The sequence below is a fragment of the Sphingomonas faeni genome (assembly GCF_003053745.1).
Classification (GTDB): Bacteria; Pseudomonadota; Alphaproteobacteria; order Sphingomonadales; family Sphingomonadaceae; genus Sphingomonas; species Sphingomonas faeni.
In genome coordinates this window covers 111,001-131,865 of the sequence record NZ_QAYE01000008.1, presented here as the reverse complement: position 1 = coordinate 131,865, position 20,865 = coordinate 111,001, and the positions used below count along the sequence as shown (strand labels likewise).

18 protein-coding genes are annotated in these 20,865 nt (G+C 65.8%); 10 read left to right on the top strand and 8 right to left on the bottom strand.

What is annotated here, in order from left to right; translation table 11 throughout:
• The first annotated feature begins 53 nt into the window (after positions 1-53).
• A complete protein-coding gene (locus C8J25_RS15065; RefSeq protein WP_107955221.1) occupies positions 54-839 on the top strand; it encodes a 3-hydroxybutyrate dehydrogenase in 786 nt (261 codons plus the stop codon).
• A gap of 172 nt (positions 840-1,011) precedes the next feature.
• Positions 1,012-1,566 carry a DUF4893 domain-containing protein gene (locus tag C8J25_RS15060; protein ID WP_107955359.1) on the top strand — a complete coding sequence of 185 codons (555 nt, stop codon included), beginning with the start codon at positions 1,012-1,014 and terminating at the stop codon, positions 1,564-1,566.
• Here C8J25_RS15060 and C8J25_RS15055 read toward each other — a convergent pair.
• The 3 genes from C8J25_RS15055 to C8J25_RS20785 all read right to left on the bottom strand — a co-directional run bounded on the left by C8J25_RS15055 (position 1,563) and on the right by C8J25_RS20785 (position 3,660).
• Positions 1,563-2,195, bottom strand: a complete 633-nt coding sequence (locus C8J25_RS15055; protein WP_107955220.1) for a hypothetical protein — start codon at positions 2,193-2,195, stop codon at positions 1,563-1,565. The genes C8J25_RS15060 and C8J25_RS15055 overlap by 4 nt on opposite strands.
• Before the next feature lie 56 nt (positions 2,196-2,251).
• The gene (locus C8J25_RS15050) at positions 2,252-3,238 is read right to left on the bottom strand and encodes a cation diffusion facilitator family transporter (RefSeq protein WP_107955219.1); all 987 of its coding nucleotides are present in this window, start codon (positions 3,236-3,238) and stop codon (positions 2,252-2,254) included.
• A 257-nt stretch (positions 3,239-3,495) separates the two neighbouring features.
• On the bottom strand, positions 3,496-3,660 hold the full coding sequence (locus C8J25_RS20785) for a hypothetical protein (protein WP_164913371.1): 165 nt from the start codon (positions 3,658-3,660) through the stop codon (positions 3,496-3,498).
• A 192-nt stretch (positions 3,661-3,852) separates the two neighbouring features.
• Between C8J25_RS20785 and C8J25_RS15045 the strand changes: the two genes are divergently transcribed.
• Positions 3,853-5,235 (top strand): helix-turn-helix domain-containing protein, encoded by a 1,383-nt coding sequence (locus C8J25_RS15045; RefSeq protein WP_107955358.1) that lies wholly within the window; start codon positions 3,853-3,855, stop codon positions 5,233-5,235.
• Positions 5,236-5,369: 134 nt separating this feature from the next.
• On the opposite strand, the gene C8J25_RS15040 is transcribed toward C8J25_RS15045, so the two are convergent.
• The 3 genes from C8J25_RS15040 to C8J25_RS15030 form a co-directional block, all read right to left on the bottom strand.
• The gene (locus tag C8J25_RS15040; protein WP_107955218.1) at positions 5,370-6,317 is read right to left on the bottom strand and encodes an aldo/keto reductase; all 948 of its coding nucleotides are present in this window, start codon (positions 6,315-6,317) and stop codon (positions 5,370-5,372) included.
• Positions 6,314-6,511, bottom strand: coding sequence for a hypothetical protein (locus C8J25_RS15035; protein ID WP_244187133.1), 198 nt, complete (start codon positions 6,509-6,511; stop codon positions 6,314-6,316). The genes C8J25_RS15040 and C8J25_RS15035 overlap by 4 nt, the downstream gene beginning before the upstream one ends.
• 117 nt (positions 6,512-6,628) lie before the next feature.
• Positions 6,629-7,000: a hypothetical protein gene (locus C8J25_RS15030; protein WP_107955214.1), complete on the bottom strand. Its 372-nt coding sequence runs from the start codon at positions 6,998-7,000 to the stop codon at positions 6,629-6,631.
• 192 nt (positions 7,001-7,192) lie between these two features.
• On the opposite strand from C8J25_RS15030, the gene C8J25_RS15025 reads away from it, so the two are divergent.
• The 4 genes from C8J25_RS15025 (at position 7,193) to metH (ending at position 13,098) form a co-directional block, all read left to right on the top strand.
• Positions 7,193-8,146 (top strand): ArsR/SmtB family transcription factor, encoded by a 954-nt coding sequence (locus C8J25_RS15025; RefSeq protein WP_107955212.1) that lies wholly within the window; start codon positions 7,193-7,195, stop codon positions 8,144-8,146.
• The gene (metF, locus tag C8J25_RS15020) at positions 8,143-9,087 is read left to right on the top strand and encodes a methylenetetrahydrofolate reductase (protein WP_107955210.1); all 945 of its coding nucleotides are present in this window, start codon (positions 8,143-8,145) and stop codon (positions 9,085-9,087) included. The genes C8J25_RS15025 and metF overlap by 4 nt, the downstream gene beginning before the upstream one ends.
• Positions 9,088-9,202: 115 nt before the next feature.
• The gene (locus tag C8J25_RS15015) at positions 9,203-10,261 is read left to right on the top strand and encodes a homocysteine S-methyltransferase family protein (RefSeq protein ID WP_107955208.1); all 1,059 of its coding nucleotides are present in this window, start codon (positions 9,203-9,205) and stop codon (positions 10,259-10,261) included.
• A 128-nt stretch (positions 10,262-10,389) separates the two neighbouring features.
• On the top strand, positions 10,390-13,098 hold the full coding sequence (metH, locus tag C8J25_RS15010; RefSeq protein ID WP_107955206.1) for a methionine synthase: 2,709 nt from the start codon (positions 10,390-10,392) through the stop codon (positions 13,096-13,098).
• Between the two features lie 35 nt (positions 13,099-13,133).
• On the opposite strand, the gene C8J25_RS15005 is transcribed toward metH, so the two are convergent.
• Positions 13,134-14,594: an aldehyde dehydrogenase family protein gene (locus C8J25_RS15005; protein ID WP_107955357.1), complete on the bottom strand. Its 1,461-nt coding sequence runs from the start codon at positions 14,592-14,594 to the stop codon at positions 13,134-13,136.
• Positions 14,595-14,700: 106 nt separating this feature from the next.
• Here C8J25_RS15005 and C8J25_RS15000 point away from each other — a divergent pair, with 106 nt between their 5' ends.
• The 3 genes from C8J25_RS15000 (at position 14,701) to C8J25_RS14990 (ending at position 18,042) form a co-directional block, all read left to right on the top strand.
• Complete coding sequence (locus tag C8J25_RS15000) at positions 14,701-15,675, top strand: quinone oxidoreductase family protein (RefSeq protein ID WP_107955204.1); 975 nt, start codon at positions 14,701-14,703, stop codon at positions 15,673-15,675.
• 349 nt (positions 15,676-16,024) lie between these two features.
• Positions 16,025-16,705 carry a response regulator transcription factor gene (locus C8J25_RS14995; protein ID WP_208622614.1) on the top strand — a complete coding sequence of 227 codons (681 nt, stop codon included), beginning with the start codon at positions 16,025-16,027 and terminating at the stop codon, positions 16,703-16,705.
• Positions 16,702-18,042, top strand: a complete 1,341-nt coding sequence (locus C8J25_RS14990; protein ID WP_107955202.1) for a sensor histidine kinase — start codon at positions 16,702-16,704, stop codon at positions 18,040-18,042. The genes C8J25_RS14995 and C8J25_RS14990 overlap by 4 nt, the downstream gene beginning before the upstream one ends.
• 63 nt (positions 18,043-18,105) lie before the next feature.
• On the opposite strand, the gene C8J25_RS14985 is transcribed toward C8J25_RS14990, so the two are convergent.
• Positions 18,106-20,637 (bottom strand): TonB-dependent receptor, encoded by a 2,532-nt coding sequence (locus C8J25_RS14985; RefSeq protein ID WP_107955355.1) that lies wholly within the window; start codon positions 20,635-20,637, stop codon positions 18,106-18,108.
• Positions 20,638-20,865 lie beyond the last annotated feature (228 nt).

Here is a 20,865-nt window from a genome sequence, read left to right as displayed (position 1 = left end):
GCGCTAGGGTTGCACGGCGGCAGAATACGCTGCGCCAAGATGGGGGAGTATGCATGTTCCTGAAGGGCAAGACCGCGGTCATTACCGGATCTACGTCGGGAATCGGGCTCGCCTACGCAAAGGCGTTCGCCGCCGAAGGCGCGGCAGTGGTGCTCAACGGGTTCGGCGATGCCGATGTGATCGAACGTGAGCGGGCGGCGTTGGCGCAGGCCAGCAGCGCGATCGCGCTCCACGACGCCGCCGACATGACCAAACCCGACCAGATCGCCGCAATGGTCGAGCGGGCAGCGGCCGAAACCGGCAGCGTCGACATCGTCGTCAACAATGCAGGCATCCAGCATGTCGCCGGGATCGCCGACTTCCCGATCGACAAGTTCGACGCGATCATCGCGATAAACCTGTCGTCCGCTTGGCACATGATGCGCGCCGCGGTGCCGCACATGCGCACCAAGGGCTGGGGCCGGATCATTTCGACCGCGTCCGCGCACTCGCTGGTCGCAAGCCCGAACAAGTCCGCCTACGTCATGGCCAAGCACGCGATCGCCGGGCTCACCAAAACGATCGCGCTCGAAACCGCGACCGACGGCATCACCGTCAACTGCATCTCGCCGGGCTATGTCTGGACGCCGCTGGTCGAGAACCAGATCCCGGACACGATGGCGGCCCGCGGGATGACTCGTGATCAGGTCATGAACGACGTCCTGCTCGCCGCGCAACCGACCAAGGAATTCGTCACCCCCGAACAGGTCGCGGCGTTCGCGCTGTTCCTGTGTCGCGACGAGGCCAAGGCGATCACCGGGGCCAATTTGTCGATGGATGGCGGCTGGACGGCGGCATAATGGTGCCCCGTGGTGCGAGAATATGATTGTAATACGGCATGTTAGCGGGTTAGCTTCGGATATGCATACGCGGTCGACGACGAAGCGGACATGGTTGGCCACCGGGGCCTGTCTCATACTAGCGGGATACGGTTCGAGCGCATCGAGCGCGGCGTTGATCGGCTCGGGCGCCATGTCGCCGCTCGATACCGATCGCGACTCCGACTGGCGGCGTGTCGCCACGGTCGCTGATCGCGCGCGTTTGCGGGGCTGGCGCGGTGCATGGATGGCCGCGCTGGCACAGGTCGACGCGAAGGACCTTGCCGCCGAGCCGATATTGTTCGATCCGGACCACGCGCTCGCCGACGCCCTGCCGCCCGCCGGAAGTTATCAGTGCCGCACGTTCAAGCTCGGCGCGCGTGGTGGGATCGGCCCGACATACAGCGCATCCGCCTGGTTCGCTTGCCGAATAGACTCGAACGGCGACACCGATGTCGTCAGCCTGGTCAAGGTCGATGGATCGCAGCGCCCCGTCGGCACGGTCTTCGTCGACACCGCGTCGCGCGCGATATTTCTGGGTACGATGGAGCTCGGCGATGAAAAGCGCCCGATGCGCTATGGTCGCGACGCCAATCGCGACATGGCCGGCTTGATCGAACGGATCGGCACGCGGCGGTGGCGCGTCGTCCTCCCCTATCCGCGATTTGAGTCGGTCCTCGACGTGGTCGAACTGATCCCCGCGCCTTAGTGGGAGGGTACTGGTGCCGCCGTGGCAACGACCGCCGTTGTGTTGGAGGCGGTTGCCTGTGACGGTGAGATCGGCGGCAGGCTAGCGAGATAGTCCTTGCCGTGTAGCCCGACCGGTATGACGCGACCGGCATTCGCGGCGCCGACGGCCTTCAGGTACGAACGTGGCTTCTTCATCAGCTTGGGTTGGTCCAGCCCCGACAGCCCGACGATCCGCGCCGCTTCCTTCACGAACGTCACGCAATTGTGATCCGATAGGCGGTAGACGCTGTCGGGCTTGCCTTCACTCCAGGCGTCGACCAGCCGCAACACCGCGTTGTATTGCGTGTCGCTCATCACGACCGAGAATTGCGCATCGCTGCTCGCGACATATCCCGGCCTGGCGATGTCGAGCTTGCCTGCTACCGGACCCATCAACAGCGCCGGCGAAACCGATTTCGCGGTGAAGCCGGCGTTGGCGTCGACCGGTGGGCCGCCTGCATCGGGTATCCCGCGCAACGTGAAGAACGCGTGCGGGAAGCTGTTGCCGAGCTCGTGGCTCCAGAAGGTGATGGTGACGGCCGCCTGTGCGGGGAGCGCGTATCCCAGGCACAGGCAGAGCAGGGCGATCAGCCGAAGTAGCGGTCTCATCCCCCAATATTATTTTGGAATGTCGAGCCTTACCAGTGTGATGAGTCTGATTTAGATCAGATTTGCGTAGTATTTTGTGCGGTCGCCGGGGCAGGCGAAGCGGATGCGGCAAGCGTCGCGTTCTCGCGCTTCTCTGGTCGAATATAGATCGAGGAGAGCATCGGGATAGCCACCCGCAATTCGCTCTCCATCGCCTCGATCAGCGTCTCGCCGTCGCCCATCGTCACCGAATCGTCGAAGTCCGCGCTGATCGCCGCGAAGATGCTTTCGGGCGCGGTGTGGATCGTGCGGACGTGGTTGACCGAGACGATCGCCGGATGCGCGGACACGATCTTGCGGATCGTCGCGATCACGGCCGGGTCGGCGCGCTCGCCGATCAGCAGGCCCTTAGATTCGCGCGCGAGCAGCACCGCGACCAGCGCGAGGATCAGGCCGATCGCGATCGAGGCGGCACCGTCGATCCGCGGATCGTTGAACGCATGGCTCGCCCAGATGCCGATCCCGGCGATGACGAGTCCCGCCAGCGCCGCGGAATCCTCGAACAGCACGATGAAACCGGCGGGGTCCTTCGACCGGTGGATCGCCTGCCACCAGCCCATGTCGCCCTTCGACTTCGAGAACTCCCGCACCGCAATCGTCCAGCTGCTGCCCTCGAGCGCGAACGAGATCACGAGGACGACATAGTTAACGGTCGGACTGGTAAGCGGCTCGGGCTCCTGGATGTGTCGCCAGCCCTCGAAGATCGACACGCCCGCGCCTATCGCGAAGATCAGGATTGCGACGACGAACGCCCAGAAATACAATTCGCGACCATAGCCGAACGGGTGCGCTTCGTCAGCGGGGCGCTTGGCCTTTTTCTGGCCGTAGAGCAGCAACACCTGGTTGCCGCTGTCGACCACCGAGTGGAAGCCTTCGGTCAGCATCGACGACGATCCGGTCATCCCGGCGGCGACGAATTTCGCCACGCCGATCCCGAGATTGGCGGCGAGGGCGCCATAGAGGACGATGTCGTCCTTGATGCGAGCGGTCAGTGTCTTGGCCATGTGGCCGTCCTACACGAGGGGATGCGGTTGGAAAGGGGCGGAATTTGAACGCAAATCTCCCTTCCCCCCTCCCTGAAAGGGAGGGGCTGGGGGTGGGTAGGTTTCCGCATTTCTCGACCCGGCGCGACACGAGCTGGCCGACCCACCCCCAACCCCTCCCTTTCAGGGAGGGGTGAAGTCGGAAGAAACAGGAATACCCGCCGGTGGACGAGCCACCGGCGGGATCCTTTCCTCCCCAGGAAACTGTGTGAAGCGGTTTAGCCGAGCCGGCCGAGGCGGTGGTACAGCGCACTCATCCGCGTCAGCCGTTCGTCGTCGATCGAGGTCTTGCTGATCATCTCGCCGAGCACTTCCTTCATCAGCGCGAAATCGTTGGTCGAGAAGACGGCGCGGGCGCGGGGTTGTTCGGTGGTCGTCTGCATGGCTTGCCTCCTTCAATGATCGTCTTGTCTCTCTCTTTACACCGATCGTGCGCCGAGAGAGGCGATGCACAGGCAATAGCGTTCGAGGTCGGTACGTTGGAAGTCCGTCCCGAGCCGCAACAACGTCGTGCTGTCCGCCGAGCTTGTGCAACCAGTGTCGTTCTGTAAACATCGTGACAGGAGGGTTTGCTGGTGGCGGAACGGAAATTGCTGGCGGGGCATGCAATCCGTCGCTTGCGGCGCGGGGCGGGGCTGACGCAGGCGGCGATGGCCGACATGCTGGCGATCAGCCCGAGCTATCTCAACCTCGTCGAGCGCAACCAGCGGCCGATCTCCGCGACGCTGCTGATCAAGCTCGCCGAGAGCTTCGACTTCGATCCGCGCTCGCTCGCGGCGGGCGAACCGGGTGGCGGCGCGGATGCGATCCGGCGACGGCTGGCCGACCCGATGTTCGCCGACCTGGAGATCGACCGCAACGAAGTCGAGGAATGGCTCGCCAGTGCCCCCGGCGGTGCGGCGGCGTTCGCCCGCGTGTTCGACCGAATCGGCGGCGGCGCGGTGGTCGAGGCGGGCGACGATCCGGTCACGCTCGTCCGTCGCGAGATCGAGCGTTGGCGCAATCATTTTGCCGATCTCGACGCGGCGGCCGAAGCGCTGGCCGACGAATTGCGGCTCGGCGCAGGCGATCTCTACGGCGCTATCGCCGAGCGGTTACGCGCCAAGCACGGCCTGACGATCCGGGTGCTGCCCGCCGACGTGCTCCCCGACACGTTGCGCCGCCTCGATCTGCACGCGCGCCAGTTGCAGCTGAGCGAGATGCTCGACCCGGCCTCGCGCACGTTCGCGGTCGCGTTCCAGCTCGGCCAGATCGAGGCGAAGGCGGAGATCGATGCGCTCGCCAAAGGCGCAGGGTTCACCGATCGCGCGGCGGAAAGGCTCTATCGCCGTCACCTCCTCGGGTATTTCGCCGCCGCGCTGATGATGCCCTACGCCCGGTTCCTCCGTGGATGCGAGACTACGGGGTACGACATCGAGCTGTTGCAACGCCGGTTCGGTGCTGGCTTCGAACAGGTCGCGCACCGGCTGACGACGTTGCAGCGCGTCGGCGCACGCGGCTTGCCCTTCTTCATGATCCGGATCGACCGCGCGGGGCAGGCGTCGAAGCGCTATCCCGGCGCCAGCGGCGCGGCGCTGGTCGAGGCGGACGGGCGCTGTCCGCTGTGGCGGCTGCATCATGCGTTCGACCGCCCGGGCAGCCTGATGGTGCAGCTGGTCGAACTGGAGGACGGTGCGCGCTGGCTGACGATGGCGCGCACCGTGACGCCGCAGGGCAGCCGCTTTGGCGCAGTGCATGCAGAGTTCGCGATCGGCCTCGGCGTCGCGGCGGCGCAGGCGGGTGTGCTGGCGGCGGCGAGTGGCTTCGATCTGGCGGGGAGGGCGATGCCGATCGGGCTCGGCTGTCGCGCCTGTTTCCGCAACGATTGCCCGCAGCGTTCGGTCGCGCCGGCCGGCCGGGCGCTGCTGATCAACGAGCGGGAGCGAAAGACGTCCGCGCTGACGTTTGCGGGGGATTAAACGATCCTCCCCCGCAAGGGGGAGGTGGTAGGCGCTTGCCTGACGGAGGGGGAGGAAAGGGAAACTACCGTTCCGTGTCCTCCCCCTCCGTCACCTTCAACGACACCTCCCCCTGCCGGGGGAGGATCAAGTGGTCAGGCGCCAGAGACCATCAGCGCGTCCAGCTGGTCCTTCGACAGTTCCAACGTCATCGCAGGCAACAGGTCTTCGACCTGCTTCACGCTCGTGGCGCTTGCGATCGGCGCCGTCACGCCGGGCTGTGCGATCAGCCACGCCAGCGCTACCTGCGCGTGGGTCGCGCCGGTGGCTTCGACGACCGAGTCCATCGCGTCGAGAACTGCCTTGCCGGTACCTTCGAGCAACTCGCCCATCCGACCGCCGCGAACGCTCTGGCCCAGATCGTCCTTCGTCCGGTACTTGCCGGTGAGAAAGCCCGAGGCGAGTCCGTAATAGGGCAGCACACCGATGTTCTCGGTGACGCAGTAATCCTGCAATTCGCCCTCGAACTTGGTGCGGCTGACGAGGTTATATTCGGGCTGGAGCACATGATAGCGCGGCAGGTCCGACGTCTTGGCAGCCTCGACCGCCGACTTCAGGCGAGCGGCATGGAAGTTCGATGCGCCGATCACGCGCACTTTCCCCGCATCGACCAGCTTGCCGAACGCTTCGAGGACAGCCTCCTGCTTCTGCGACTCGTCGTCCTGGTGCGCGTAATAGAGGTCGATGCGATCGGTACCGAGGCGCTTCAGCGAGGCTTCGGCGGCGGCGGCGATGCGCGCGGGGGCGAGCTTCTCGCCGCCTTCGCCGGGGAGCATGCCGACCTTGGTCGCGATCAGGACATCGTCGCGCTTGCCGCTGGCCTTCAGCCATTCGCCGATCATGCTTTCGGATTCGCCGCCCTGATGGCCGTCGACCCAGGCCGAATAGACGTCCGCGGTGTCGATCATCGTGCCGCCGCCCGCGACAAATGCATCGAGCACGGCGAAGCTGGCGGCGCGGTCGGCGGTCCAGCCGAACACGTTGCCGCCGAGGACGAGCGGGGCGATCTTCAGATCGGTCGAGCCGAGGCGGCGGAGGGTCATCGGGTCTGATCGCTTTGATTCGAGGGGAGTTCGGTATCTTCAGGAGCGGCGGCGACCGCGTTCAGGTCGACACTGTTCGCATCGAGCATCGCGGCGGCTTCGTTCAACTGGTGCGCTTCGTCGGCGGTGACTGCGCCGGGTTCGCTCGCGGGCGAACACGCCGCGAGCGCTGAGATAGCAAGCAGCGCCCCCACCATCACGCCGTCGTGCCAGCGAACGCTAGCGTTCCCCCGGAACGGTCGTCGTGATCCGAACCGGGAGTCCCCAGCGTTAGCTGGGGTGACGGATAAGTGGGGGCGCCTTGGCAAGGCTTAGTCCTTGATCGCGTTGCCGGCGCGGGTCAGCGCGTTGCCGGTGGCGTCGGCGGCACGGTCCGCACCGTTGCTGATGGCAGCACCCGCACGGTCTGCACCGGCTTCGATCCGGTCACCGGCGCGGTCGGCCTTGGCGTCGAGGTGATCGGTCGAGTTGTCGATCTTGGCACCGGCATTGTCGAGCGAACGCTCGGCCGAGCCAAGCGCGCGATCGCTGGCGGCGCTGACGTCGTCGACGGCATTGGCCGTGGTCGCGCTCGCATCGGCGGCGATCGCGTTGGCGGCTTGCGCAGTCTGGTCCTGCGCGTTGTTGCTGCAGGCTGCGAGGCCGGCGGTCAGGGCGAGGGCGGGGATCAGGAACTTCTTCATAGGTATCTACTCCCGTGGATGTCGTCTTGTGGACCGGGTAATGCCCAGCCCATAGCGCAATCGAACGCGGACAAAGCGTTTCCGATCCGTCACGATCTCGCGCGATGCGATAAGTCGCGGGCACATATGCCGATATCGAGGACGCGCACGCCTGCGTTGACCTCATATAAAGAATTCTTTATATGTCCTCGCATGACGATGGCGCTCGAAATCTTCCGTGCTCTGGCGGACGCGACCCGGTTGCGGATCCTCGCGCTGTTGCGGCGGATGGAGCTGTCTGTCGGCGAGCTCGCGCAGGTACTCGGGCAGAGCCAGCCGCGTGTCTCGCGCCATGTGAAGATCCTGTGCGACGCCGGGCTTGCCGAGCGTCGCAAGGAAGGCAGCTGGGTGTTCGTCGCGCTGGGGTCTGCGGACGTGGTCGAGCCGGTCGCGGGCGCACTCGACGTCTGGGCGAAGGCCGAGCCGGATCACTGGGCGGTAGCGGATGCAGCGCGGCTTGCGGCGGTGCGCGCGGACCGGGCAGCGAGTGCCGCGGCGTGGTTCGAGGGGCATGCCGACGAGTGGGACGCGATCCGGTCGCTGCACGTCGCCGACAGCGAGGTCGAGGCGGCGATGGCCATCGTGCTTGGCGACGCGCCGGTCGGCACGCTGATCGACATCGGTACGGGCACCGGGCGGATGCTCGAACTGTTCGGCGGACGCGCGACGGTCGCGCTCGGGATCGATCGCAGTTCGGAGATGCTGCGGCTCGCGCGGGCCAAGCTGCATGACATGACGCATGCCGAACTGCGCCAGGCCGATCTGTACGCGTTGCCGATGGCTGATGCCGCAGCGGACGTCGCCATCCTGCATCATGTGTTGCACTTCGCGCAGCAGCCGGGTGCGGCGGTGAGTGAAGCGGCGCGAGTGCTGGCTCCTGGCGGACGGTTGCTGATCGCCGACTTCGCGAGCCACGACCGCGAGGAATTGCGGGTGCGCGATGCGCATACGCGTCTCGGGTTCGCGGACGAGCAGATGGCGGCGTGGTTCGAGGCGGCGGGCTTGCAGACGGCGCGCGTGGAAACGCTCGAGGGCGGCGAGTTGACGGTGAAATTATGGCTCGGTCGAAAGATCGGCGCGAGCTTGCGTGAGGTGAAGGCGGCATGACGAACATTTCGATCCCCCAACTGGCCGAAGCGCGCCGCGCGCTCGAAGAACCGCTGTTCGCGGATCTTGCGGGCGATGTGGGCATCAGCTTCGAATTCTTCCCGCCGAAGAGCGAGAAGATGGACGCGCAGCTCTGGGAGGCGATCCGTACGCTTGAGCCGCTTGGCCCGGACTTCGTGTCGGTGACCTATGGCGCTGGTGGCTCGACCCGCGAGCGGACGCACGCGACAGTGGCGCGGATCCAGCGCGAGACGTCGATGAACGCCGCTGCGCATCTGACCTGCGTCGAGGCGACCAAGGCCGAGATCGACCAGGTCGCCGAGGAATATTGGGCGGCGGGCGTGCGTCACATCGTCGCGCTCCGCGGCGACATGCCGACGCTCGGCCAGCCGTATCAGGCGCATCCGGGCGGGTATGAGAATGCGGCGGCTCTGGTCGCAGGTCTGCGGAAGCTGCACCCGTTCGAGATCTCGGTCGCGGCCTATCCCGAATGCCATCCGGAATCGGGCGGACATGACGCCGACATCGACAATCTGAAGCGCAAGATCGATGCCGGTGCGACCCGTGCGATCACGCAGTTCTTCTTCTCGCCAGAAGCGTATTTTCGGTTCCGCGACCGGGTCGCAGCCGCCGGGATCACTGCGCAGATCTTGCCGGGAATCCTTCCGGTGTCGAACGTCGCGCAGACGCGGAAGTTCGCGGGGCTCTGCGGCGCGGAGATCCCGGCGTGGATGGACCGGCTGTTCGAGGGGCTTGACGATCATCCCTCGGCTCGGCAGCTCGTCGCGGCGACGATCGCGGCGGAGATGTGCCGGCGCTTATATGCGGGCGGGGTGAAGGATTTCCACTTCTACACGCTCAACCGCGCGGAACTGGCCTACGCGATCTGCCACATGCTCGGTGTGCGCGCGAAGCCGACTGAAAAGGTCGCCGCGGCGTAACTCCCCTCCCGCTGGCGGGAGGGGTCGGGGGAGGGCGTGGCCCAACCCGACCGTCTCGTTTGCGGCACTTCCCTCCCCCGACCCCTCCCGCCAGCGGGAGGGGAGGAGATTGACGATGACACCACGTGAACGTTTCAACGCGGAAGCCGCCAAGCGCATCCTGATCACCGACGGCGCGTTCGGCACCGAGATCCAGAACTGGAAGCTCGACGAGGCGGCTTACGCAGGGTCGCTCGGCCTGAGCCACGACCAGAAGGGCAACAACGACATCCTGGCGATCACCAAGCCGGACGTCCCCGAGACGATCACCCGCGAATATCTCGAGGCGGGGTCGGACATCGTCTCGACCAACACGTTCAGCGCGAACGTCATTTCGCAGGCCGATTACGGCGCCGAGCATCTTGTGCGCGAGATCAACGTCGAGTCCGCGCGGATCGCGCGGGCGCTCGCAACCGAGTACGAGGCCAAGGACGGCCGTCCGCGCTTCGTGGCGGGCGCGATCGGGCCGACCAACAAGACGCTGTCGCTGTCGCCCGACGTCAACGATCCCGGCTTCCGCGAGATCGACTTCGATTATCTCAAGGGGGTGTACCGCGAGCAGATCGACGCGCTGCTTGAGGGCGGCGAGGGGGTCGGCGTAGACTTCATCCTGATCGAGACGGTGTTCGATACGCTCAACGCCAAGGCCGGGATCATGGCGGCGATCGAGGCGGGCGACGCGCTCGGGCGCGACGTGCCGATCATGATGTCGATGACGCTGACCGATCTTAGCGGGCGCAACCTCTCGGGGCATACGGTCGAGGCGTTCTGGCACGCGGTGCGGCACGCCAAGCCGATCACGATCGGGTTGAACTGCTCGTTCGGCGCGGAGCAGCTGCGGCCGCACGTAAAGACGTTGTCGGCGATCGCGGATACGCTGATCATGGTGTATCCGAACGCGGGGCTTCCGAACGAACTCGGCGAGTATGACGAGCAGCCCGAGACGACGGCCGGGCTGGTCGGCGAGTGGGCGGTGGCCAAGCAGGTCAACGTGCTCGGCGGGTGCTGCGGCTCGACGCCGGCGCATATCAAGGCGATGGCCGACGGTGTCCGCGGGCTCGAGCCGCGGGCTGTGGCTCGGCCTGAAGTGCGGACCAAGCTCGCCGGCCTCGAACCATTCACGATGGCCGCTTAGGCCACCGCTCCCTCTCCCCGTCGGGGAGAAGGGCCGGGGTGAGGGGCGCCACGAGCGCTACCGCCTGGAACTACCCCTCACCCCAACCCTCTCCCCGGAGGGGAGAGGGGGCTAGAAGAAGCGAACCGATGACCACCTCCTCCTCCACCTCCTTCGTCAACATCGGCGAGCGCACCAACGTCACCGGCTCGGCGCGCTTCAAGAAGCTGATCATGGCGGGCGACTACCCCGCCGCGGTCGAGGTCGCGCGCCAGCAGGTCGAGAGCGGCGCGCAGGTGCTCGACGTCAACATGGACGAGGGGCTGCTCGACGCGCACCACGCGATGACGACGTTCCTGAAGCTGATCGCCGCCGAACCCGACATCGCGCGCATCCCGTTCATGGTCGACAGCTCCAAATGGAGCGTGATCGAGGCCGGGCTGAAGTGCGTCAGCGGCAAGCCGATCGTCAACTCGATCAGCATGAAGGAAGGCGAGGAGCAGTTCCTGGCGCAGGCCAAGAAATGCATGGCGTACGGCGCGGCGGTGGTCGTCATGGCGTTCGACGAGGTCGGCCAGGCCGACACCAAGGATCGGAAAGTCGAGATCTGCGAGCGCGCCTACAAGCTGCTCGTCGGGATCGGCTTCCCGCTCGAGGACATCATCTTCGATCCCAACGTGTTCGCGGTCGCGACGGGGATCGAGGAGCATAACAACTACGGCGTCGACTTCATCGAGGCGTGCAAGGAGATCAAGGCACGCTGCCCGCACGTCCATATCTCGGGCGGGCTGTCGAACTTCAGCTTTTCGTTCCGCGGCAATGAGCCGGTGCGCCGGGCGATGCACAGCGTGTTCCTGTACTACGCGATCCCCGCGGGTATGGACATGGCGATCGTCAACGCCGGCCAGCTCGACATCTATGACGACATCGATCCCGAGCTGCGCCAGGCGGTCGAGGACGTCGTGCTCAACAAGGATCCCGAGGCCGGCGACCGCCTCGTCGCGCTCGCCGAACGCTATCGCGGCACCGACGTGGTCGCGGAGAAGGCGGCGGCGGAATGGCGCTCGCTCGGCGTCAACAAGCGGCTCGAATATGCGCTGGTCAAGGGTATCGACCTGCACGTCGTCGAGGATACCGAGGAAGCGCGGCTGATCATCGCGGGCAATGGCGGGCGTCCGATCGAGGTCATCGAAGGGCCGCTGATGGACGGCATGAACGTGGTCGGCGACCTGTTTGGTTCGGGCAAGATGTTCCTGCCGCAGGTCGTCAAGTCGGCGCGCGTGATGAAGAAGGCGGTCGCGCATCTGCTGCCGTATATCGAGGCGGCCAAGGAGCCCGGCGCGCGCGGCAAGGGCAAGATCATCATGGCGACCGTCAAGGGCGACGTGCATGATATCGGCAAGAATATCGTCGGCGTGGTGCTCCAGTGCAACGGCTTCGACGTGGTCGATCTCGGCGTGATGGTGCCGTGGTCGAAGATCTTGGAATCGGCGAACGAGAACGATGCGGACATGATCGGGCTCTCGGGTCTGATCACGCCGTCGCTCGACGAGATGGTGACGGTCGCCGAGGAGATGAAGCGGGCAGGGATGACGATGCCGCTGCTGATCGGCGGCGCGACGACCTCGAAGGTGCACACCGCGCTCAGGATCGCGCCGGCCTATGATGGCCCGGTCGTGCATGTGCTTGATGCGAGCCGCGCGGTGGGCGTCGCGTCGACGTTGGTGTCGGACACGATCCGCGACGAGTTCGTGACGAAGACCGCGGACGAATACGAGGCTGTGCGGATCTCGCGTGCGAACAAGGGACAGAGCGAGCTTTTGCCGCTGGAGACGGCGCGCGCGCGCGGGTTCGTGGCGGACTTCGCGATGAAGCCGCCCGCGCCGGTGAAGCCTGGCGTGCACGTGTTTGCGGACTGGGACTTGTCGGATCTGCGCGACTATATCGACTGGACGCCGTTCTTTCGCGCGTGGGAACTGGCGGGGAATTTCCCGGCGATCCTGACCGACGAGGTTGTCGGCGAAAGCGCGAGTTCGCTGTATGCGGATGCGCAGGCGATGCTCGATACGATTGTCGCGGAGAAGTGGCTGACCCCGCGCGGCGTCGCGGGGCTGTGGCCGGCACGGCGTGAAGGCGATGACGTGGTGGTCACTGCTCCCTCTCCCCTGCGGGGAGAGGGCTGGGGTGAGGGGCAGCCAAGCAGTGCTGCGCCCGGAACAGCCCCTCACCCCGACCCTCTCCCCGCAGGGGAGAGGGAGCAGAAGGAGGTAAGGCTCCCCATGCTGCGCCAGCAGATTGCCAAGCGCGAAGGCCGCGCCAACATGTGTCTCGCCGATTTCGTCGACACCCAAGACGACTGGTTCGGCGGCTTCGCGGTCGGCATCCACGGGATCAACGACCACACCGCCCGCTTCAAGGCGGACAACGACGATTACAACGACATCCTCTTGAAGGCGCTTGCCGACCGCTTCGCCGAAGCCTTCGCCGAACGCCTCCACAAGCATGTCCGCACCGATCTCTGGGGCTACGCACCCGACGAACAGCTCACCAACGAGGCGATGATCAAGGAACAGTATCGCGGCATCCGCCCTGCGCCGGGGTATCCCGCGTGCCCGGATCACAGCCTCAAGCCGATCCTGTTCGACCTGCTCGACGCGCCGACCGCGACCGGCCTCGAACTGACCGAGAGCTTCGCGATGTTCCCGACCGCAGCGGTATCAGGCTTCTATTTCGGCCACCCGCAAGCAGAGTATTTCGGCGTCGCCCGCGTGGGGCGCGACCAGCTCGAGGACTACGCTGCACGCCGTGGCGCGGACCTCAAGACCGCCGAACGCTGGCTCCGTCCAAACCTCGACTAACTCCCTCTCCCATCGGGAGAGGGAGGGAGACGGGGTTAAGCCCCAGCTTCGGCCGGCTTCCCCTGGCGCACGTCACCCGGAAGGCCAGTGATCGTCTTCACCTCCATGAAGTCGGTCAGCCCATAGCGCCCGTTCTCGCGACCATTGCCCGACTGCTTGTACCCGCCGAACGGCGCGCCGATGTCCGGGCTCCACGAATTGATCGTCACCAGCCCCGCGCGCAACCGCGGCGCGACTTTCGCCGCCGCCGCTGGATCGCCCGAGATCGTCGCAGACAGCCCGTATTCGGTCGCGTTGGCAATGCGAATGCCCTCGTCCTGATCCGCGTACGACGTGATCGTCGCGACCGGGCCGAACGTCTCCTCCTGCGCGATCCGCATGTCCGGGCGGACGTCGGTGAACAGCGTCGGCTGGATGTAATACCCCGCATTGCGCCCGTCCGGTCGCCCGACACCGCCCGTAACCAAGGTCGCGCCTTCGTCGATCGCCGACTGGATCAGCCCCTGGATCTTGTCGAACTGCGCCTTGTTGACGACCGGGCCGATGTGCTGGCCCATCTCGGCGGGATCGCCGACCTTGGTCTGCTCCATCATCGACTTCACGATGGCGGTCGCCTCGGCGACCTGGCTCGCATGCACCAGCAGCCGGGTCGGCGCGATGCAGCTCTGGCCCGAATTGGCGAGCACGCCCGCCACGGTGGGCGGCAACACTGCCGCTAGGTCCGAGCCCTCAAGCACGAGGTTCGCCGCCTTGCCGCCAAGCTCCTGATGCACGCGCTTTACGGTCGGCGCCGCTGCGAGAGCGACCGCAATGCCGGCGCGCGTGGACCCGGTGAAGCTCACCATGTCGACATCGCGGTGCGCGCACAATGCTGCGCCGACGCCTGGACCGTCACCGTTGACGAGGTTGAACACACCCGCCGGCACGCCCGCAGCGTCCATGATCTCCGCCAGGATCACCGCACAGGACGGCGCTTCCTCGGACGGCTTCAGGATCATCGTGTCGCCCGCGGCCAGCGCAGGCGCGACTTTCGCGCAGATCTGGTTCAGCGGCCAGTTCCACGGCGTGATCATCGCGACGACGCCAAGCGGCTCGTGCACGACGGTCGCCTTGCCGATCGTTTCGGAGAACTCGAACGCCCCCAGCGCCTTCGCGGTCGCCGAGAAGTGCGCGAGCCCGGTGGGCGCTTGCGCCATCGAGGCGAGTGCCATCGGTGCGCCCATCTCCTGCGACATCGCCTTGGCCAGATCGGGCATCCGCGCCTTGTACTCGGTCATGATCCGGCCGAGCACGTCGAGGCGCTCCTGCACGCTGGTCTGGCTCCAGCTTTCGAACGCGGCGCGCGCCGCAGCCACGGCCTTGTCGACGTCGGCGGCGGTGCCCAGCGTGATCTCGGTGCAGGGCTGCTCCGTCGACGGGTCGATCACCTGATAGACGGTGCCGCCCTCGCTCTCGACCCATGCGCCGTCAATGTACTGGTTCAGATAGCTTTTCATCGTGCCTCTCCGCATCTTGTCTTGCGCAGGAATGGGCTCGCCGGAGATCGGTTGCAACCCGAAACGCATGCCGTAGGTTGACCGGGAAATTCATCAGGAGGCCGGCATGGCGAGAGTGGCATTCATTGAGAAGACCGGCGGCCCCGAAGTCATTCAATGGCGCGACGTCGAGTTGCCACCCCCGGGCAAGGGCGAGGCGTGGATGCGCAACACTGCGGTCGGGCTAAACTATATCGACACGTACCACCGCAGCGGCGTGTACCCGATCGACCTGCCCTCGGGGCTCGGCAGCGAGGCGGCGGGCGTGGTGATGGCGGTCGGCGAGGGCGTGACCGATTTCGCGCCCGGTGACCGCGTAGGCACCTTCGGCCCCTCGCGCGGCGCCTACGCGACCGAGCGCAACGTGCCCGCGAACCAGCTGTTCAAGCTTCCCGATACGCTCGACGACCGAACCGCCGCGGCGATCCTGCTCAAAGGCTGCACCGCCGAGTTCCTGGTCGAGCGCTGCGCCAAGGTGCAGGCGGGCCAGACCGTGCTCGTCCACGCCGCGGCGGGCGGAGTCGGCCACATCCTCGTCGGCTGGCTGAAGGCGATCGGCGCGACCGTCATCGCCAGCGTCGGCAGCGAGGTCAAGGCCGCACGGACGCGTAAAGCCGGCGCCGATCACGTCATCCTCCACAAATCCGAGGACATTGCCGCGCGAGTCCGCGAGATCACGGACGGCAAGGGCGTGCCTGTGGTGCTCGACGGTGTCGGTCGTGCGACGTGGGACGCGTCGCTGGATAGCGCGGCGAAGCGCGGGCTGATCGTCAGCTACGGCAATGCGGGCGGGGTGGTCGACGGCGTCAATATCGGCGTCCTTGCGCGGAAAGGCTCGCTGTTCGTCACGCGGCCGACGCTGTTCGATTACTACGTCACGTCGGACGAGAGGCAGGCCGGCATCGCCCGCCTGTTCGCCATGCTCGACAGCGGCGCGGTCACACCGGAGATCGGCCGGACCTTTTCGCTCGAAGAGGCGGCCGCCGCCCATCGCGCGATCGAGGCGGGTGAGACTTCGGGGAGCACGATCCTGCTGCCGTAACGGGTGGGCGGATTTAAGAAGGTGTGTTCACGCGAAGGCGCTAAGGCGCAAAGAAGATTTGTTCGCGCGGAGACGCGGAGACGCGGAGGTGTTGCGAGCGGTACGGGCGTCTCGTTCATCATCTTGCGGCGATGATGAAGGGACCGTTGGTCCCGGAGAACTCTCCGCGTCTCCGCGTCTCCGCGTGAACCCATTCTTCTCATCTCTTCGCGCCTTCGCGCCTTCGCGTGAACCAATGCGACGCTCTCGCTTGGCGACGGACGGCATTGTGGCCTCCGCCTGAGCCCGCAAGACGCTTGTACGGGCGACGATCCACGATAGGACAGACGCTTGCCCAAGTGAGACCGTGATGAGCCTGAACATTCTGCTGGTCGAGGACGATGCCGTGTTCGCGCAGGCGATGGCCGAGGAACTACGCGGGTTCGATCACGGCGTGACGGTCGCACCCGATGGCCGCGATGCGCTCGCCGCAGTGGACAGCCAGGCGTTCGACGCGGTGATTCTCGATCGGATGCTCCCGAAGATCGACGGCATCTCCGTGCTGCAGCGGCTGCGGAGCGCGAACATCACGATGCCGGTCATCATGCTCAGCGCGCTCGGTCGCTCGGTCGAGAAGGTCGAGGGGCTGGAGGCTGGTGCGGACGACTATGTGGTCAAGCCGATCGCCGCGGTCGAACTGAACGCACGCCTGCTCGCCTTGATGCGCGGGCGCGGCTGGACCGGTAGCGCAGGCGACACGATCCACGCCGGCGATATCGTCGTCAGCCCTACCAAGTTCCGCGCGTGGCGCGACGGCATCGCGCTCGATCTTGGCAAGCTCGAGTTCAAGCTGCTGGCCGAGTTCGTCGCCAATGCCGATGCGGTACTGACGCGCGCGATGCTGGTCGAGCGGGTCTGGGGATATGACTTCGCACCGACCACCAACATCGTCGACGTCTATGTCCGCCACCTGCGCGTCAAATTGACCGCGGCGGGCGGAGACGATCCCATCCGCACGGTGCGCGGCGTTGGATACATGCTGCGCGGATGACCCGGCTGCGGTCGCTGCGCGCGTTGACGCTCGCGTTCCTGATCGCGTTCCTCGTCGCGACGCTCGGCACCGGGTTCGCGATCTACACCGCGACGCAACGCACGATCGAGCGGCTGGTCGATCGTCGCATTCTGGTCGTGAGCGATGCCGCCGCCGGCATCTCCGGCGACCGCAGCCCCGAAGAGCTCGTCCGGCGGATCAACGCCGCGACCCGCGAACGTGATACCGGCGATATCGGCTTCCTGCTGCTCGACGCGACCGGTCGCAGGCTCGGCGGCAACATCGCCTTGCCGCGCCGCCTGCCGATGGGGTTCTCGACGGTCGCGTTGAAGGACCAGATCGCTGGGCTGTCCGCCGGGCGTGCGCTGGTCCGCGACGTCGGGCACGGCATGACGCTGGTGACGATCGCCGAGACCGAACCGTTCGACGACTATAATGCGGCACGTGTCCGGATCTACCTCGTCGGCTTCGGATCGATCCTGCTGGTCGTCATCGGTGGCCTGTTGTTCTTCGTCATCACGATCGGACGGCGGATCGGCGAGACCCGGCGGACGGTCGACGCGATCATCGACGGTGACATGTCGCGGCGCGTACCGGTCGATCGATCGGGCGGCGAATTCGCGCACCAGGCGATGGCCTTCAACCGCATGCTCGACCGTATTTCGGAGCTGATGGCCAGCATCAGCAACGTCTCCAACGATATCGCCCACGATCTTCGCACGCCCTTGGCACGCTTGCGCAGCCAGTTGGCGCTGGCGTTGCGTCGGGCCCAGACGGACAGCCAACGCGACGATCTCGAAACCGCGATCGCGATGAGCGACGAACTGCTCGAGATGTTTGCGGCGATGCTGCGGATCGCCGAGATCGAAGGCGGCGATCGGCGCGCGGCGTTCGCGACGCTCGATCTTGCGGCGTTGGCCGACGATATCGCGACGATGATGCAGCCGGTAGTCGTCGATGTCGACCGGACGCTGACGCTGGAACCATCGCCCGTGGCGGAGATCGTTGGCGATCGCCAACTGCTCGGCCAGATGCTCGTGAACCTCATCGAGAATGCGCTTCGCCACACCCCACCCGGCAGCCGCATCGAGATTGGCGTCACGACCACCGGCAAGACTGCCACGCTCACGGTGACGGATACCGGCCCCGGCATTCCGGCGGATCAGCGCAAGCTGGCGTTGCGGCGGTTCGGGCGGCTCGACGCTAGCCGCCACAACGACGGGCACGGCCTCGGACTGCCCCTGATCCAGGCGATAGTCCGGCTTCACCGCGGCACCATCCTGCTCGAAGACGCGGCCCCCGGACTCCGTGTCGTCATTGCGCTGCCCAAGGGCTGAAACGACGAAACCCGGACAGGCTCGACGCCGGTCCGGGTTCGTCTTTCTACACGGTCACCGCGATCAGAACTTGACCGAAGCCTCCATGCCGTAGGTGCGCGGCGCGTTGAAATTGCCGTAGTCGCCGAGGACGTTGTTGACGCTGCCCGATGTGAGGTTGGTCGTCGGTGCGCCCGGCAGGCTGTTCGACGGATCGCGGCGGAACACGTATTGCTTGTCGAACAAGTTGCGGACCCAGGCCGAGATCGTCACCGCGTTGCTGCCGCCGACGTGGATGTTCGCCAAGGCGAGGCGGGCGTTGGCGATGAACGCAGGGTCGTTCTTGGTCGCAAACTGATCGAAGGTCTGCGTCGCCTGCGAGTAGTTGCCGTCGAGGTGGAACTTCAGGTCCATGTCGCCGACCGGCATCGTGTAGTCGACCGATCCGTTGGCGGCATTGCGCGGCGTGAAGACGATGTAGAAGTTCTGATACACGCCGGTCGACGCGATCAGCACGGGCGGGATCTTCGTGTAGGTATAGGCATAGCCCGCAGTCAGCGTCAGGCCGTCAACCGGCTGCACGGTCAAGTCGGCCTCGATACCGCGGATCTTGGTGATACCGGGCGCATTGATCGTCACGAGGTTGTTGAAGCTGCCCGACGCGGTCGTCTGGATCGAGCTGATGTCGACCTGGCTGTTCTTGCGATCCATGATGTAGCCGGCAAGGTTCAGGCGCGCACGGTGGTTCCAGAAATCGGTCTTCGCGCCGATCTCGTACGACTTCACGTCCTCGGGGTTGAACGTCTGGTAGTTGGACGTCCGCGAGCTGGCACCGCCGGCACGGTAGCCGGTCGCGTATTTTGCATAGACGTGGACCGTGTCACTGGCGTCATAGGCGAGCGTCGCCATCGGATTGAACCGGTTCCAGGTGGCGTCGAGCGGCGCATAGCCGGCTGCGGTCAACTGGGCCTGGGTCGCCGTGTCGTAGTTCAAGTTACGCGAGAAATGCAGCACGCCCTGCTTCTCGTCGCGCGTGTAGCGGCCACCGGCGGTCAGGTGAACGCGGTCGGTCGCGTTCCAAGTGACCTGGCCATAGCCGGCATAGCTCTTCGAATGCACTTCCGAGGCACGATCGATCGAGCGACAGCCCACGAGCGAGCCGAACCCGCCCGACCCGGTGCAGGGATCGAGCACCGAGATCGTCGTCAGCGCCGAATTGAACGCCAGCGAGTTCGGCGTCGCCGCGTCGTCGCTGATGTGCTCGTTGAAGTAATACAGCCCGGCAACGTAGTCGAACTGGCCGACCGTACCGACCGCCTGGAATTCCTGGCTGAACTGGTTCTGGTGCAGGTCGGCGAGGCTGTAGCGGCTGAAGTTGCACGCACTGCCAACGCAGCCAGCGGCAACGACGGGCACGCGGTGATAGCCGCCGCTGTTGTCATACTGGGTCGCATTCACGCCGCGCCACGCGGTGATCGAACGGAGTTCGATCTCCGGTGCGACGTCCCAGCGGATATTCGAGGTGAAGCCGTGCGTCTTGTCGATGCTCGGCTGCTGAGGGACACCGATGTCGGCGACCTTCATGCGGCTGTCGCCGTTGACGACGACCTGGCTCGGCAGCGGCTTCACGCTGCCGGTCAGCGTCGTGTAGTTGGTGCCGGGCAGCGCGCAAGCAGGGGACGCGGATTGCGCACCGGCCTTGCACCCGTTCGGGTTCACGTTGAGCAACTGGCTGTAGAACGGGCTGTTCGAGTCGTAGCCGTTATCATAGCTGAAATCGGCGGTCATGCCCGAGATCGGGCGGACGCGTGCGGTCGCCTTGAAACCGCGGCGATGATAATAGTTGAAGCCGGTCTGGTCCTCGAGCGGGTTCTTGGTGGTCGCGTCCTGATGCTGGATGACGCCGTCGAGCTTCAGCGACACGCCGTACGTTTCGGGCAGGTCGACATGCAGCGTACCGTTATAGCTGCCGTAGTTCGCGATCCCGCCGGTTGCGCTGCCGCCCCATTTGCCGCTCGGGCCCTTGGTGACGATGCTGAGCGCGCCGCCTTCGGTGTTGCGACCGAACAGCGTGCCCTGCGGGCCCTTGAGCACTTCGATCCGGTCGACGTCGAACAGTGCCGCGTTCAGGCCGTGCTGGCGACCGAGATAGACACCGTCGATATAGACGCCGACGCCCTGCTCGCGTGCGGGCTGGTTGGCGTCGAGCGGAACGATGCCGCGGATACCGATCGTCAGCGCGGACTGGCGCGCCTCGAACGTCGCGACGCGCAACGACGGCACTGCGCCGTCGGCGAGATCGTACAGGCTCTGGACGTGGCGGTCGGTCAGCGCCTGGCTGCTCAGGACGTTGATCGCGATCGGCGTCTTCTGAAGGTTCGTCTCGCGCTTGGTCGCGGTGACGACGATCTCGCCAAGACCGGTCTGGTCGGCGGGCTCCGCAGTGGCGGGGGCCGGATCGATCGCGGGGTCTGCGGCAGGGGCGGCAGCGGCGGCAGCGGACGCCGTATCCTTGGCGGCGGTCGGCGCGGGGGCTGCGAACACTGGCGACGCGATCGCGACCGTCAGGGCGGCGCCGGCCAGCAGCCGCAAGCGCAGGCTTGCTGAATTCAACATCGAGAGTTTCCCTTTTTCGGCAGTCTTTGCCTTGAGGGGCGCGATAGGCGGCGGTCGTGGCACGTCCGTTACGAATATAAGAATCGCGTGTCCGGCGATTTTAACGTTGGTTTAATGTGGGATTTCCCTCGCGCGTACGTGAGGCAATCCCGGATGACTTCGCTGTCACGCGTCTGTCATGCAAAAGTAACGTCGGTGCCATGCACGGCCGCTACCGCGCCTCCCAAG